Annotated in this window: 13 protein-coding genes; 1 reads left to right on the plus strand and 12 read right to left on the minus strand. The window is 73.6% G+C overall.

All coding sequences use genetic code 11. From position 1 onward, the window contains the following. The first annotated feature begins 431 nt into the window (after positions 1-431). Positions 432-563 (plus strand): DUF3761 domain-containing protein, encoded by a 132-nt coding sequence (locus LG634_RS14780; RefSeq protein WP_226734241.1) that lies wholly within the window; start codon positions 432-434, stop codon positions 561-563. 36 nt (positions 564-599) lie between these two features. On the opposite strand, the gene LG634_RS14785 is transcribed toward LG634_RS14780, so the two are convergent. From LG634_RS14785 to LG634_RS14840, 12 genes are all read right to left on the minus strand, one after another. After that, positions 600-830, minus strand: a complete 231-nt coding sequence (locus LG634_RS14785) for a hypothetical protein (RefSeq protein WP_226734242.1) — start codon at positions 828-830, stop codon at positions 600-602. Between the two features lie 7 nt (positions 831-837). Beyond that, positions 838-1,305, minus strand: coding sequence for a hypothetical protein (locus tag LG634_RS14790; protein ID WP_226734243.1), 468 nt, complete (start codon positions 1,303-1,305; stop codon positions 838-840). A 143-nt stretch (positions 1,306-1,448) separates the two neighbouring features. Further along, on the minus strand, positions 1,449-2,927 hold the full coding sequence (gntA, locus tag LG634_RS14800) for a guanitoxin biosynthesis heme-dependent pre-guanitoxin N-hydroxylase GntA (protein ID WP_264203117.1): 1,479 nt from the start codon (positions 2,925-2,927) through the stop codon (positions 1,449-1,451). Next, entirely contained in the window at positions 2,917-3,735 is an 819-nt protein-coding gene (gene fabI / locus LG634_RS14805; protein WP_226734244.1) for an enoyl-ACP reductase FabI, read from the minus strand. Before fabI ends, gntA begins: the two co-directional genes overlap by 11 nt. Continuing rightward, positions 3,732-5,132 carry a condensation domain-containing protein gene (locus tag LG634_RS14810; RefSeq protein WP_226734245.1) on the minus strand — a complete coding sequence of 467 codons (1,401 nt, stop codon included), beginning with the start codon at positions 5,130-5,132 and terminating at the stop codon, positions 3,732-3,734. Before LG634_RS14810 ends, fabI begins: the two co-directional genes overlap by 4 nt. After that, positions 5,122-5,256, minus strand: a complete 135-nt coding sequence (locus LG634_RS37850; RefSeq protein WP_264203118.1) for a hypothetical protein — start codon at positions 5,254-5,256, stop codon at positions 5,122-5,124. Before LG634_RS37850 ends, LG634_RS14810 begins: the two co-directional genes overlap by 11 nt. Continuing rightward, the gene (locus LG634_RS14815) at positions 5,246-6,127 is read right to left on the minus strand and encodes a hypothetical protein (protein ID WP_226734246.1); all 882 of its coding nucleotides are present in this window, start codon (positions 6,125-6,127) and stop codon (positions 5,246-5,248) included. Before LG634_RS14815 ends, LG634_RS37850 begins: the two co-directional genes overlap by 11 nt. Next, the gene (gene fabF, locus LG634_RS14820; RefSeq protein WP_226734247.1) at positions 6,117-7,391 is read right to left on the minus strand and encodes a beta-ketoacyl-ACP synthase II; all 1,275 of its coding nucleotides are present in this window, start codon (positions 7,389-7,391) and stop codon (positions 6,117-6,119) included. The genes LG634_RS14815 and fabF overlap by 11 nt, the downstream gene beginning before the upstream one ends. Continuing rightward, a complete protein-coding gene (locus LG634_RS14825) occupies positions 7,384-9,195 on the minus strand; it encodes a thiamine pyrophosphate-binding protein (protein WP_226734248.1) in 1,812 nt (603 codons plus the stop codon). Before LG634_RS14825 ends, fabF begins: the two co-directional genes overlap by 8 nt. Beyond that, positions 9,192-11,858: an aldehyde dehydrogenase family protein gene (locus tag LG634_RS14830; protein WP_226734249.1), complete on the minus strand. Its 2,667-nt coding sequence runs from the start codon at positions 11,856-11,858 to the stop codon at positions 9,192-9,194. Before LG634_RS14830 ends, LG634_RS14825 begins: the two co-directional genes overlap by 4 nt. Positions 11,859-12,006: 148 nt before the next feature. Further along, positions 12,007-13,332, minus strand: a complete 1,326-nt coding sequence (locus tag LG634_RS14835; protein ID WP_226734250.1) for an ATP-grasp domain-containing protein — start codon at positions 13,330-13,332, stop codon at positions 12,007-12,009. Then, complete coding sequence (locus LG634_RS14840; protein ID WP_226734251.1) at positions 13,329-14,561, minus strand: MFS transporter; 1,233 nt, start codon at positions 14,559-14,561, stop codon at positions 13,329-13,331. The genes LG634_RS14835 and LG634_RS14840 overlap by 4 nt, the downstream gene beginning before the upstream one ends. Between the last annotated feature and the right edge of the window lie 36 nt (positions 14,562-14,597).

A 14,597-nucleotide genomic window follows, 5' to 3' on the forward strand; every position in this document is an offset into this window, starting at 1 on the left:
CCGTCCCTTCCGACGGGGTGCGGGAGCCGTCCCCGCGCTCACCACCGGGGAATCGGAGGCAGCCGCGCTGGACCCCGAATTCCGTACTCTCCTGGACGACTGGTGGCGTCGGGCCCAGACCACCACCGCTTCCGGCAACGTCCAGAACATCAACAGCGGAACCGCCGGAACCCTCGTCCAGGGCCGCGACTTCTCGATTCTCCCGCTCAACGTGCCCCCAGGGCCGTCCTAGAGGGCATGACGGGGAGCGAGACATCACGCGGGGGCACGCGACCGGGCGGAGCAAGAGGAGTAGAGCCAGACGTCGCCGACCTGGGACGCGGCCAGTTCCCGGCCCGGAACTGGAGGGTCTGCTGACGAAAGCAGCACCGGCTCGTCGACACGCGGCTCCGCCCGTCGGGGAGTTACGCCAGACCCTCCTCGCTCCTGGCATGCCGCAGCAGGCACCCGTCAGAGCCAGTGCCCGGTGCAACGACGGTACGTACAACTACTCCGCGCACCGCCGGTGCATCTTCTCGCGTCACGGTGGCGTGGCTGTCCGGCTCGCCACCGTGCCCGCATAGAAGCCGTGGTCCCGCCGGTTGGGCTACGGACGGCTGTCAGGGCTTGTTGGAGGTGACGCGTGCGGACCGGGTCCGGTAGGCCCAGCGGATGAGGGCTCCAACGGCGAGGGAAACGAGGATGGCACCCCAGTCGATGACGTGGGGCAGGCCGGGCAGAAAGGCGAAGGCGGCCAGGGAAGCAGCGGCGCCGACGAGGAAGGCGACGGTGCTGGCACGGCGCAGCTTTGCGGTCTGGTCGGGGTCACCCGGCGTCTGGTGAGTGGTCATGCGCGGCTCACTTCGTGATGTGGTGGCACTGGCTGACCCGGCGGACACCGTTGATGTTGAGGTGGGCGCAGGCCTTGCCGTAACGAGGGAGAGTCTGCGGTGCGTTGTCGCGTAACGGGTGGATCTCGCACTTGGTGTGGGTCTTGCCGCGCGAGGTCTTGTACGTCTTGTTGTTGGTGTCGGCGTACGTGAAGTCGATGCGCCAGTTGCAGAAGCCTGCATTGAGGGCTCCGACGAAACCGCAGTCGACGCTGGCGTTCTGATAGGTGATCTTCCTGCCCTCACCGCGGATGATGTGCGTGAACATGCAGCCTGTCGGGATCTTCATGAGGACGCCCCCGACTTCGTAGTCGAAGGTGGCGACTGGAGTCGAGCCGATGGCACCGGCATGCGCCTGCGCCGGGGGCAGGAGCACGAGTACGGCTGCGGCGACGACTGTGGTGACGCGGGCGCGGGCTGGGAGATGACGTGCCATGTTCGGCACCTTTCCGGAGGGATGACCTTGCACTGGACGGAACTCCGCCCAGTGGCCCTTGGGATCTCCGGAAGACACAGATCCACTACGAAGAGTGATCGTAGGTCTGTGTACTGACTCCTCGTTGAGGGCTGAATCGATCGCTACGTCGCCGTCGAGGCCGTGGGGAAGGGGCAGGGCCAGGTGGTGGGGGTTTGGCGGCCGCTGTAGTGGTGGGATTCGGGGCGGTGGGTGGTGAGGCTGGGGTTGACGGAGCCGTGGAGGGCTTCGTCGCGGGCGCGGATCTTCCTGCGCATCGTGTAGAAGGTGCGGCCCATGGCGTTGAACTGGCGGTGGGAGTTGAAGACCAGGGCGGGGGCCCGGAAGCGGCGGCTCGGGCGGGAGAAGCCGGGGTGGAGGCCGATCACGAAGAAGGGGTGGGATTCGACGGAGAAGGCGAAGCGGGGTGAGGTGGGGTCGGCGGAGTAGTCCTCCGGCCAGGGGTGGTGGCGGCCGTCCTGTGCGTGCATGGCGCGGAGGTGGCGCCAGAGGGTGTCTTCGAAGAGCTGTTCCGAGGTGTCCGGGAGTTGCTCGAAGGTGGCCACGAAGGAGGAGTAGCTGCGGTCGCTCGGTTCGAAGGAGCGCAGGAACGTGCTCAGGGCGGTCAGGGTGCGGGTGGCCGACTCCGTCGTGCCGAGCGTTCCGCAGTGGTGGTGGGTGATCGTGTTGCGTTTGAGGGCCGACTTGGCGCCGAGGCAGACGAAGTCGTCCCGGGCGATGAAGGCCGCCAGGTCGGGATGGGACGGTGCGGCGAGGCGGGACGGTTCGGCGGGGCGGGGGTGGGTGGAGAGGATCCGGGCGGTGGACGTGGTGACCGGCTGCCCGGCCGCGTCCTCGATGTGCACCTCGACCGTGACCAGGCCGCCGCCCATCGCCTCCCGCGCGTTGGTGAGGCGGGCGCGGGCGGTGAGGACGTCGCCGTGCCGGATGGGGCGGACGTGGCGGTACGCCTGGGAGAGGTGGACGGCCGCGGAGTAGTCGTAGCCGAGCGGGTGCCGGGCGAGGATCCGTGCCTCGGCGCGGGCGGCGAGGCGGACGGCGAAGGTGGGGGGTGCGATCACCTCGGGGTGCCCCAGCTCACGGGCGGCCGCGGCGCTGCGGTACGCGGGGTTCGGGTCGCCGATGGCGTCGGCGAACTCGGCGATCCGGTCCGTGGTCACCGTGACGGGGCCGATGAGGGCGGGGGCGTCGTCCGAGCCGGCCGGCTCCTCCGGGTCCTGCGGCTCCTGCGGGTCCTGCGGGTCCTGCGGGTCCTGCGGGTCCTCCGGGTCCTCCGGGTCCTCCGGGTCCTCCGGGTCCTCCGGGGACGGGTGGGCGTCGGTGGGGGTTGCGGCCGGAAGTGCCCGGTGTGCGGGGCAACCGGCGGGCGGGTGGGCCTGGGCCGTTGTGCCGGGGGTTCGGTCTGAGGGCGCCCGACCCCAGCCGCTGTCGGTGCGGTCGCTGCCGGGCGGGTGGTTGGGCAGACGGTCGGGCAGACAGTCGGGCAGACGGTCGGGCGGTGCCGGCTTGCCGCCGGTCTGGGCGGGGGTTTGGGCGGGGGTTTGGGCGGGGGTTTGGGCGGGCTGGGTGGGGTTAGTGGGCATGGAAGGTGGGGTCGCCTGTGGTGTGGGTGCCGCCGTCCACGTGGAGGATTTCGCCTGTGGTGGCGGGGAGCCAGTCGGAGAGGAGGACGGTGCAGGCCTTGGCCACCGGGGTGTAGTCGGTGGCCGACCAGCCGAGTGGGGCGCGGGTGTGCCAGTCCTGTTCGGCGCGGTGGGGGTCGGTGTCCGCGGTGTACGTGGCGAGGGCGGCCGTGGTGCGGAGGGGGCCGGCGGCCACGAGGTTGACGCGGATGCCGCGGGGGCCGAGGTAGGCGGCGAGGTAGCGGGCGCAGGCCTCCAGCCCGGCCTTGGCCACGCCCATCCAGTCGTAACCGGCCCACACCTGGCGGGAGTCGAAGTCGAGGGCGACGACGGAGGAGCCGCGGGTCAGGAGCGGGAGGACGGCGGTGGTCAGGGCCTGGAGGGAGACGGTGGAGACCTCGAAGGCGGTGGTGGCGTCCTGCCGGGTCGTGGTGAGGAAGCCGCCGCCGAGGGCGCCGGGCGGCGCGTGGGCGATGGCGTGCAGGACCCCGTCGAGGCGGTCGGTGTGTGCGCGGATCCGGGTCTCCAGGGTGGCGAGGTGCTCGTCGTCGGTGACGTCGAGTTCGATCACCGGGGCCGGCCGGGGCAGCCTGCGGGCGACGCGTTCCACGAGGGAGAGGCGGCCGTAGCCGGTGAGCAGGACGCGGGCGCCCTGCTCCTGGGCGGTGCGGGCCACCTGGAAGGCGATCGAGCGTTCCGTGAGGACGCCGGTGATCAGGACGGTCTTTCCGGCGAGCAGGCCGGTCGGCGTCGGCGTCGGCTCGGTCATGGGGTTCCTCCGTGCAGGCGGGTGCGGAGGGTGGTCACCGCGAGGTCCGGCTCGTGCGCGGCGGCGGCGGCCACGGCGAGTACGGCGTCGAGGAACGGTGCGATGTCCGGCAGGACGGCGGTGTCGTACGTGATGGTGGCCTCTATGACGCCCGGCTGGTCCGTGTAGTAGTTGAGCCACACGGCGGCCGTGGACGGTTCGGCGGGGCGCTCCCCCGGCCACAGCGGGGCGAGGAAGTCGCGGGTTGCGGTGGTGGCCCTGGTGGCGGGGCCGAGGGCGACCGGGCGGGCCGGCGGCAGGACGTTCACGCCGATGTAGCGCGGGGCGAGCGGGGCGACTTCGCGGATGGAGACGCCGTACGTGGGTGGCAGGTCCTGGTTCGTACGGCGGTGCGCGGTGAGCCAGTCGGCGACGCCGGACGGTTCGGGGCTCGGGGGGAGCAGGACGCACGGCTCGACCAGTGGGCCGATGACCAGGACGTCCTCGGGGCGGGCGTGGCCGTGGCGCAGGCTGAGCAGGGGCTGCGGGCCGTCGGACCACAGGGTCGCCGCCAGCGCGGTGGCGGCGAACAGCACCTCGGCGCGGCTCAGTCCGGTGCGGGTGGCCGCGGTGGCGATGTCTTCGGCGAGGGGTTCGGGCAGGGCGCCGTCGAAGGTCGCGTCGGCGCGGAAGGGGGCGGGCGGGGTGGACGCCGACGGGCCGGACTCGGGCGCGGGCGGGGTGCCGCTCGGGAGGTGGAGGGGTGGGCCGGGGAGTGGGTGGGGGGTGAGCAGGGCGGTCCAGCGGGCCAGGCTCGCCGTGCGGACGGGCTCGTCGGGCAGGTCGTCGAGGAAGGCCTCGAAGCCGCGGCCGCGGACCCGGTGGTCGCCCGTCCGGTAGCACCCGGCGACGGCGCGGATCAGCAGGCCGAGGGCCCAGCCGTCGAGGACGGAGTGGTCGAAGGAGAACGCGAGCAGGTGCTCGGCGTCCTCGTCGGCGGCGGTCCCGCGGATCAGACTGACCCGGCCGACCGGCTCGTGCCGGAGGTCGGGCTTGTCGAAGAACAGCGGGGCGAGGTGGGCGGCGGCGGCCGCCGAGAGCCGGCCGTCGGCCGAGACGACGGCCGGCACGTCGACGGTCTCCAGCCGCACCGGGACCGGCTCCTGCCGGACCAGGCGGGGGCCGTCGGCGGTGGCACGCAGCCGCAGGTGGAGCACGTCGGTGGCGAGGGTGACCTGTTCGACGGCCCGGGCGAGCCGGGCGGTGTCGAGGGGTCCGCGGACGCGCAGCAGGTTCCAGGCCATCTCGGCCGGGTTCCGGCGCAGATGGCCGTCTGCGTCCGTCTCGCCGTTGGCGAGCGCACGGACCGGCATGCCGTAGGCGGGGAGGGTGCCTCCCTCGCGGAGATCAGTGGTCACGGCGGGCCTCCACGGGGCGCGGGGTGCGGGCGGCAGGGCCGCGGAGCTGGCGGGTCATGGCCCGCATCCGGGCCCGGAGGGCGCGGACGGACAGGCCGTACACCGGGAGGTGGTCAGTGGTCATGGCCGGACTCCCTGGTGCGGAGGACGAGTACGGGCATCCCGTGGGCGGATACGGAGGCCACGCCGCGGAATTCGACGGTCGTGGCCCGTATCCGGGCGGCCCGCAGGAGGCGGACAGGTGTCCCCCAGGTGGCGGACGCGCCGCGGAGGGCGCCGGGCACCACCCGCATCCGGGCCCGGAGGGCGCGGACCGGGGAACGCCAGGCGGGCGCAGCAGCCGGGCCGCGGACGTGGCGGGGCGCCGTCCGGAGCCGGGAGGTGGGGAGGTGGTCGGGGGGCATGGATGGGGGCTCGGGGGCGCGGGTCGGGCGGCTCGGCCCGGGTGCGGGCAGGGCGGTCGCGCCGCCCGGCAGGGGTGCGGGCAGGGCGGTCGCGCCGACCAGCCCAGGTGCCGGCAGGGCGGTCGCTCCACCCGGCACGGATGCCGGCGTGGCGGACGGGACGACCAGCCCGGGTGCGGGCGCGGTGGTTGCGCCGACCAGCACGGGTGCCGGCGGGGCGGTCGCTCCACCCGGCACGGATGCCGGCGTGGCGGACGGGACGACCAGCCCAGGTGCGGGCGCGGTGGTTGCGCCGACCGGCACGGGTGCCGGCGGGGCGGTCGCTCCACCCGGCACGGGTGCCGGCGTGGCGGACGGGACGACCAGCCCAGGTGCGGGCGCGGTGGTTGCGCCGACCAGCACGGGTGCCGGCGGGGCGGTCGCTCCACCCGGCACGGATGCCGGCGTGGCGGACGGGACGACCAGCCCAGGTGCAGGTGGGGCGGTTGCGCCGCCCGGCACGGGTGCGGGTGGGGTGGACAGGACGACCAGCCCGGGTGCGGGTGGGGTGGTCGGGACGGGTGTGGGTGCGGCGTGGTGGTCAGTGGGCATGGGGTGGCTCCCATGCGCGGAGGATCAGGACGGCGTTGTGGCCGCCGAAGCCGAAGGAGTTGGTCATGGCGACCGTGACGGGGTGCTGCTGGGCCCGGTGGGGGACGAAGTTGAGGTCGTCGGCGATGGGACGGTCGCAGTTGATCGTCGGGGGGACCAGGGAGTGGCGGATGGCCAGGGCCGCGACGATGGCCTCGACGGCGCCGGCGGCGCCGATCATGTGGCCGGTCATGGACTTGGTGGAGCTGATGGGGATGCGTGCGGCGTGGGCGCCGAACACGGCTCGGATGGAGTCGACTTCGGCGCTGTCGTTGGCCTGGGTCGAGGTGCCGTGGGCGTTGATGTAGTCCACGTCTTCGGGCCCCAGCCCGGCGTCGGCGAGCGCCGCCGCCATGGCGGCGCGGGCGCCGCGGCCTTCGGGGTGGGGCGCGGTCCAGTGGTGCGCGTCCGAGGTGGCCGCGTACCCGGCGAGCTCGGCGAGGACCGTCGCGCCGCGGGCGAGGGCGTGCTCCTCCGACTCCAGGACGAGCACGCCGGCGCCGGCGCTCATCACGAACCCGTCCCGGTCGGCGTCGAACGGCCGCGAGGCCTGCTGCGGTGCGCCGGTACGGGTGGACAGCGCGTGGGCGTTGTTGCTGCTCGCGAGTTCCAGGCGGGTGAAGATGTGCTCGGCGCCGCCCGCGATGGCCACGTCCACGGTGCCGTGCCGGATCCACTGGGCCGCCTCGCCGATCGCGTCCGCGCCCGAGGCGCAGGCCGTGCTGAGGGCCCGGGTCGGCCCGGTCGCCCCGTACGCGAAGCCGATCTCGCAGGCGGCGCTGTCCATGGCGCCGGTGATCTGCGCGAACGGGCTGACCCGGCGGGGGCCGTGCTCCTCCAGCGCGGCGAGGTGCCGGCCGACGGAGGTGACGGGGCCGTACCCGGTGCCGATCAGCACGCCGGTACGCCGTCCGGTGGTGCCCTCCGGTCCGAGTCCGGCCTGCTCCATCGCCTCGCTCGCCGCCGCGAAGGCGTACTGCGCGTACGGGTCGGTGCGCCGGACCTGGCGCGGGCCGAGGTGGCGGGACGGGTCGAAGCCCTTGACCTCGCCGCCGAAGCCGGTGGTCAGGCCGGTGGTGTCGACGCCGGTCAGCGGGGCGATGCCGCTGACGCCGGCGGTCAGCGCGGCCCAGGTCTCGTCGGCGGTCAGGCCGACCGGGGTGACGGCTCCCCAGCCGGTGACGACGACCTTGCGCCGGCCGGGCGCTGCGGTGGGGTCACTCATCGCCGGTCCCCCCGAGCTGCGGGAAGTCGCCGCCGGCCACGTCCGCGCCGAACATCGCGTCGGTCAGCCGCACCGGCACGTTGAGGACGACGACCTCGCCGGCCGCGGCCTTCCGCCAGGCCCGCGCCACGTCGTCCGCGAGGGACTCCTTGTCCCGGACGGTCACCTGGTGCAGTCCGGGGAGTTCCGGGGCGGGGGTGCGGACGGCTTCGGGGTCGGTGAAGGCGTGGTCGCCCACCGGGGTCTCGCGCTGGTCGAGCTGGACCTGGAGCCAGCCGTAGCCGCCGTTGCGCAGGACCACGTAGAGCAGGCCGCCGCTGTACTCGACCGCGGTGGGCAGGTCGACGCCGGCCATCGCGAACGCACCGTCGCCGACGAACGCGACCACCGGCCGGCCGGGCGCCGCCAGCTTGACGCCGAGGGCCGCGGCGGCGCCGAAGCCGAGGCTGGTCTGCTCGGAGGGGACGACCGAGCCGGCCCCGCCGGCGCAGGTGTGGAGCGGGTACTTGTACGACCACATGTCCTGGAGGCCGTTCTCCTGGACGAGGATCCGGTCCGCGGGCAGCTCGGCGTCCAGCGCCCGCAGCACCTCGGCGATGTGCAGGTCGGGGGAGCCGGCCAGCTCTGCGGTCCACTCCCCCAGCGCGGTGTGCAGGGCGGTGTGCACGGCGTGCACCTCGGCCGTCCACGCGGTGCCGGCGGGCTCCTCGGGGAGGTGCGCGAGCCAGGACCGTACGGTCGCACCCGCGGGGGCGAGCACCTTGGGGCCCTCGAAGGCGGTCGCGAAATCGGCGGCGGCCACGTTCACCTGGACGACGGGGACCTCGCGGCCGAGGGCGGCGGGCCACTGGAAGGTGGCGGTCTCCTCCAGCCGGCTGCCGAGGGCCACCACGCAGTCGGTCTCCTGCCACAGCCGGGCCGCCTGCTCCTGTGTGTAGAGCCCGGCGAGCCCGCAGAACAGCGGCGAGGTCTCGTCGACGGCGCCCCGGCCGGAGGCGGTCGCGAACACGGCCGCGCCCAGCCGCTCGGCCAGCGCCTCCACCTCGCGGCCGCCGTTCTCGTGCCGCATGCCGCCGCCGACCAGCAGCACCGGGCGGCGGGCGGCGCGCAGCACGCGCACGGCCTCGCCGTCGGGCCGCGCGACGATCTCGTACGGGGTCTCGGCGAGAGCTGCCCCCCGGCTGCCCGCGCCGACGGCGGCTGCGGCCTCCGCGAGCAGGTGCTCGGGCAGCTCGACGTACACCGGTCCCCGCTCGTGGCGGGCGACCAGCAGGGCGCGTTGCAGGGTGGGGACCAGCCGGTCGGGGTGGTCGACCCGGGCCGCGTACTTGACCAGCGGGGCGACGACGGCGAGCTGGTCGAGTTCCTGGAACGCGCCGCTGCCGCGGTGCTGGGCGCCGGTGCCGCCGCTGAGCAGGAGCACGGGGACGGCCGAGGCGGCCGCTTCGAGGAGGCCGGTGACGGTGTTGGTGACGGCGGGGCCCTTGCCGACGACGGCGACGCCCGTCTGCCCGGACTGGATCGCCCAGCCGGTGGCCGCGAACACGGCGTTGCGCTGGTCGCGGCAGAGGACGAAGCGGATGCCGGCCGCGTGGGCCGCCTCCAGGGAGTACATGTCGTCGCCGGGGAGGCCGAACACGGTGCGGACGCCGGCGGCGGCGAGGACGGAGGCGGCGACGCGCCAGGCGCCGGCGGCCGTCGGGGTCCCGCCCGTCGCGGTGGCGGACGTCGCGGTGGCGGACGTCGCGGTGCCTGCCGCGGGGGTGCCGGTCGGGGTCTCGGTCGGGGTGGTTGCGTTGGTCATGACTTTCCCGGCAGGTAGTCGGCGACGGCCTTGGACAGGAGCAGCGGCTCGGTGTGCCGCTTGCGTCCCACGGAGATGTAGTTGGCGCGGATGCCGCGCCCGCCGAAGGGCTTGTTGCCGTTCTCGATGTCGATCAGGGTTTCGTCGACGCTGACCATGTGGCGGTCGCGGAGGGCCTCGACGGTCTCCGGCATGGTGCCGAACACCGTGGCCGCCATGGCGCGTTCGGCGTAGTACGGGTGGCGCAGCAGCTCGTTCAGCCACTCCTGGGAGGAGTAGGGCACGACGTTGAAGACGGGCGCGAACATCTCGGGCGGCAGGAACGGGGTGTCCGTCGGGTGGATCAGGACGGTGGGCCGGACGTGCCGGTCGATGAAGTCGATGCGGCCGCCGGCGGCGACGAACTCCCGCTTCCCGCGCAGGTAGTCGAGCGTCGACTCGAAGGCCTCGTCGTAGAACATCGCGCTGTAGTCGGCGGTGGCGTCGTGCGGCGTCCCGAGGCGCAGCGCCTCGACGCGGCGGGACAGCAGGTTGCAGAACTGGGCGCTGACCGAGGTGTGGACGAAGACCACGTCCGGGCCGAAGCAGTCCTGTCCGGAGTTGAGCATGCGGACCCTGACCAGCCCGTCGACCGCGCGGCCGAGGTGCGCGTCGCCGCCCACGACGAACGGGTTGATGCCCTGGCCGAAGAAGCAGAAGACGGTCTCGCGGGGCAGCTGCTCGCGGATGGTCTCGGCGTTCTCGTACGAGCCGGTGAAGACGAGGACGTCGGACTTCTTGCCGACGTTGTCCATGAACTCGCGCTGCTCGCTGTCGTCGAGGACCAGCGGCAGATCGTGGACGGTGCCGATCAGCTTGTGCAGGGCGCGGGTCTGCTCGCCGATCATCCGGGAGGGGCGGAAGACGATCCGGCGGCTGTAGAGGCTGGGGATGACGACGTACAGGATGTAGCCGTACAGCGGGATGTTCGACGGCATCAGGACGGCCGTCTGCTCGGCGGCCTGCGGACCGTAGCGGGCGACCTCGGCGACGGCGCCTTCGAGGGCTTCGAGGGAGGCGTCGATCTCGTCGGCGGCGGTGCGGTGGTTGCAGACCTCGGTGAGGATGCCGAGGATCTCGGTGCGGCGTTCGCCGAGCAGCCGGGCGACGTCGCGGAGGACGGTGATCCGGTCGTTGAAGGGGATGGCGGGCCCGGCCGGCTTCGCCGCGGCCTGCTGCCGGGCCTCGGCCTTCTCGGCGCGGCTGCGGAGCGCGGCCTGGGCCATGTAGCCGAGGGCGGTGAGGTTGGCCTTGCCGTTGGTGTGGGCGGGGAACTCCTTGACCACGAGCACCTTGTTGGGCTGCTCGTACTCGGCGACGAGTTCGGCGAAGATGCGGCGCCAGTGGGCGGCGGGGCGCTCCTCGGGGTCGGCGACGACGAACACCAGGTCCGTGCCGAAGCGGCCGTTCTCCACGGGGATGACGCGGACGGGGCGGCCGCACTCGCTGGCCTTGGCGGTGATGGCGTCGGGGTAGAGCGTGTTCCCGAACCGGTGCACGGCGGCCTTGCGGCCCAGGACGCGCAGGTTCCCGTCGGCGTCGAGGTAGCCGAGGTCCTGGGTGCGGTGGGCGGTGCGCTGGCTCTCCCGGACGCGGCCGCCGGGTTCCAGCGTTCCGACCATGATGTCGGGGGTGTGGACGACGACTTCGCCGACTTCGCCGGGGGGCAGCGGGCGGTCCTCGTCGTCGACGACGGTGACGGTGATGCCGGTGAGGGGGCGGCCGGCGTGGTGCGGGTTGTCGGGCGAGGCGAGGGCGACGTTGCCGGCTTCGGAGCTGCCGTACCCGTCGAGCAGCGGCTTGCCGGTCTGCTCGGTGAAGCGGCGCAGCAGGTCGTCCTGGAGCGGCTCGCCGCCGACGCACCACATGCGGACCGACTCCAGCAGGGTGGTGCTGGTGTGGCCGCGGTCCAGCATGCGCAGCATGCCCTCGTAGACGGCCGGGACGGAGTCCACGACGGTGACGCCGTGGTCGACGACGGCTTCGAGGGCCTGGTCGGTGCGGCGGCTCGGCAGCAGCACGAGGCCGGCCTTGGCCTGCCACCACAGGAGCAGGATGGACAGGCCGTACTGGTGGGTGAACGGCAGCAGCGGCATCAGGACGTCGGACTCGGTGTACTTCATCCGGTCCTGGGTGCGGGACACGTTGGCGAGGACGGAACTGCCGGAGCGGACGATGCCCTTGGGGCGGCCCAGGCTGCCGGAGGTCCAGACGATCAGCGCGTCGGAGCGGCGGGCCCAGCGGTCGAACGACAGGTCGGCGGCCGGTCCGGCGGCCTGCTCGGCGGCGTCGCCTCCGAGGTCGGCCAGCGGGATCCAGCGGGCGGCGGTCTTGTCGAACGCGGGCTCCGACTGCTCGTGGTCGGAGACGAAGAAGTCGGCGTTCGCCTCCTCGACCAGGCGGGCGAGCTGGTTCGGGGTGACGCCGCGGTCCACGAGGCCGACGGAGACGCCGAGTTCCATCAGCGCGAACGTGGCCAGCACCGAGGCCGCGGAGTTCGCGCAGGAGAGCAGGACCCGGTGGGACTCGCCGACGCCCCGGGCCTCCAGCTCCCGGATGACCCCGGCGCAGGCGGCCCGGACCTCGTCCCATGAGCGGTTGGATTCATTACGGCTGATGAGCACCAGGAAGACACATCCATTCTTCGAACAGAGCGGCGAGGACGGAGTGGTGGTTCAGGGCGCCATGGCCGAGTCGTCGTCCTTCGCGTACTCGACGGACGCTAGGGGCGGGGACTCAAGCGGGACTCCAGCGGACGTGTAGCGGCGCCGCCTACGCCCCGCCCACGCGTTCCCCGCCCGCGCGTTCCCCGTCCGCGCATGCCCCGCCCGCGTTCGCCTCGTCCGCGTACGCCTCGTCCACGTTCGCCTCGTCCACGTACAGCCCGGCCGCTTCCATGGCGCGGATGGCCGCCTGGTCGCGGTCGAGTGCGGCCTCGGTGCCGGCGGTGAGGGAGACGTAGCCCGGGGAGCTGGCCATGTCGACGGTCCGGCGCACCGGGTCGCCCGCCCGTACGCCGGTGACCAGGCGGTCGAAGGCGGGCAGGGCGGCGAAGCGGTCGTGCCAGGCCGTGGCGGGGCCGGCGGTGCGGTTGATCAGCCAGATGTTGCGGACGTACCCGTTCCAGCGGACCTCGCGGTCCCGGAAGGCGTGGAAGGCGCTCGGGTCGGTGAGGGCGAGGGCGAGCAGCTCGACGTGGGAGGTGCCCGAGTGGCGTTCGATGACGTCGGGCAGCATCGCGCCCATCAGCCGGGCGCCGGTCTCGATGAGCACGGGGCCGTCGGCGGTGAGCATGACCTCGCTGTGGGCGGCGCCGTTGGTGATGCCGAGGGCGGTGACGGCCCGCGTCACGTAGTCGACGAGCCCGGCCACGTGGGGTGCGGTGACCGGCAGCGGCTGCTGGTGGTCGTAGAGCGGTGCGCCGGTGGGGCCGGGGGTCTTGGCGGAGATCCAGACGTCGGAGACCTTCTGGACGCCGTCCACGGCGACCGTGTTGACGATGTACTCGGTGCCGACGAGGAACTTCTGGATGACGGCCGACGGGTTCGGGTTGCCGAAGTAGTCGTTGCTGGTCATGACGGCCGTGCAGGCGGCGCGGACCTGCTCGGCGGTGGTGCAGACGTGCACGTTGTCGGTGCCGGCGCTGGCGGCCGGCTTGACGACGGCCGTGCCGCCGCCGGCGGCGTGGAACCAGGCGACGGCCGCCGCCGGTTCGGTGGTGCTGAAGCCGACGGGTGCGGCCAGCCCGGCGGCCGCCAGCCGCTCGGCCATCGCGTACTTGTCACGCCGGGCTTCGACGCCGTCGAACTCGTTGCCGGGCAGCCCCAGCTCGTGGGCGAGGGTGTCGGCGAGCACCACTCCGCATTCGGTGCCGGCCACCACCCGGTCGACGCCGGCTTCCTTGAGGGCGCGTACGGCGTCGGCCGGGTCGGGGAACCAGCCGAGGTCGGCCGCGTAGTCCTCCGGGACGAACGACGGCAGGAGGCGGGCGGGCGGCACTTCCTGGCTGCGTACGTGGAGGCACTCCACGCCGCGTTGCCGCAGCTTCTTCACCAGCAGGCTGCCGGTGGAGTACCCGTCGACGATGGCGATCTTCACTGGGCTGCTCCTGCCGTTTCGAGGTCGTGCGTGGTGGGCCGGTCTTCGGGGGCCGTGGACGTGCCGGGCTGCCGCCTGCGCAGCCGCAGGTCGCACAGGAAGGCCAGGCCGGCGATGGCCGCGGCGACCCCGCCGAAGGCGGCGAAGGCGGCGGCCGGTCCGCCGTGGTCGAGGACCGTGCCGGCCAGCGGGGACCCGATCACGTTGCCGACGAGGATGGCGCTGGCGTACGTGCCCATGGCCACGCCCTTGCTGTCGTCCGGCGCCAGCCCGCTGACCGCGCCGGCGCTCGCCGACAGGGCGGGGGCGACCAGCAGGTTGGCGGGTACGGCGATCAGGGCCAGCCAGTACCACTCGCCGGCGAGCCCGATCGGCACGCACAGCAGGCCCAGTGCGGCGCCGAGCACGAACACCGACGGCGGGCGGCGCACGGCCCCGTACAGGAAGCCGCCGGCGACCGAGGCGATGCCGGCCGCGACCAGCAGCAGCCAGCTCCACGTGAGCTGGTCGTACTTCTGGAGGGTGCCGATGGCCGCGACCTCGAAGCCGATCACCGCGATGGAGGTGGCGACGGTGACGGCGAGCGCGCACACCATGCGGCCGGACATCCAGCTGCGCAGCCCGGGCCTCGGGGCGCCGGCCGCCGGGCGGGCCGGCTTCAGGGGCGGGTTCAGGACCAGGTAGCCGATGCCGACGGCCAGCAGCATGCCGCCCATCACGAGGAAGGCCACGGTGGGCGAGGCCGTCGAGGCGAGCAGGATGCCGAACGACGGGCCGGCCATGTACGCGATGTCGGTGGTCATCGCCTCGACCGCGTAGGCGGTGTGCCGGTTCTCGTCGGTGACCATGTTGGCGAGCGCCAGGCGGATCACGGTGAACGCCGGCAGGGTGGTGAGGCCGCCGAGGAACGCGGTGGCGAGCAGGGCGGCGAACGGCAGGAAGTGCGCCGTCCCCCAGAACAGCGCCTGGGCGATCACCAGGAAGCCGAAGACCTTGCGCAGACCGTGCCGGTCGAGGCCGCGGCCCTGGAGCGGGGCGCCGAGGCCGGCGCCCGCGGTCCAGGCGGCGGCGACCAGGCTGCCGGCGCCGAAGCCGCGGTCGAGGTTGCCGACGACGTGCAGGATGAGGACGGTGGAGATGCCGAGGCCCGGCATCTTGGCGAGGAGCCCGATGACCATGAGGGGCCGTACCCCTGGCGAGGCGAACAGGTTCCGGTAGGTGGCGAGCACGGGGGTGCCTTTCGAACGGTCGGGCCGTGGGGGGAG

This window comes from Streptomyces bambusae, assembly GCF_020532645.1.
GTDB lineage: Bacteria > Actinomycetota > Actinomycetes > Streptomycetales > Streptomycetaceae > Streptomyces > Streptomyces bambusae.

Coding starts and splice junctions, on each gene's coding strand:
- LG634_RS14780 (WP_226734241.1), top strand. CDS start 432: ATGCCGCAGCAGGCACCCGTCAGAGCCAGTGCCCGGTGCAACGACGGT.
- LG634_RS14785 (WP_226734242.1), bottom strand. CDS start 830: ATGACCACTCACCAGACGCCGGGTGACCCCGACCAGACCGCAAAGCTG.
- LG634_RS14790 (WP_226734243.1), bottom strand. CDS start 1,305: ATGGCACGTCATCTCCCAGCCCGCGCCCGCGTCACCACAGTCGTCGCC.
- gntA (WP_264203117.1), bottom strand. CDS start 2,927: ATGCCCACTAACCCCACCCAGCCCGCCCAAACCCCCGCCCAAACCCCC.
- fabI (WP_226734244.1), bottom strand. CDS start 3,735: ATGACCGAGCCGACGCCGACGCCGACCGGCCTGCTCGCCGGAAAGACC.
- LG634_RS37850 (WP_264203118.1), bottom strand. CDS start 5,256: ATGACCACTGACCACCTCCCGGTGTACGGCCTGTCCGTCCGCGCCCTC.
- LG634_RS14815 (WP_226734246.1), bottom strand. CDS start 6,127: ATGCCCACTGACCACCACGCCGCACCCACACCCGTCCCGACCACCCCA.
- fabF (WP_226734247.1), bottom strand. CDS start 7,391: ATGAGTGACCCCACCGCAGCGCCCGGCCGGCGCAAGGTCGTCGTCACC.
- LG634_RS14825 (WP_226734248.1), bottom strand. CDS start 9,195: ATGACCAACGCAACCACCCCGACCGAGACCCCGACCGGCACCCCCGCG.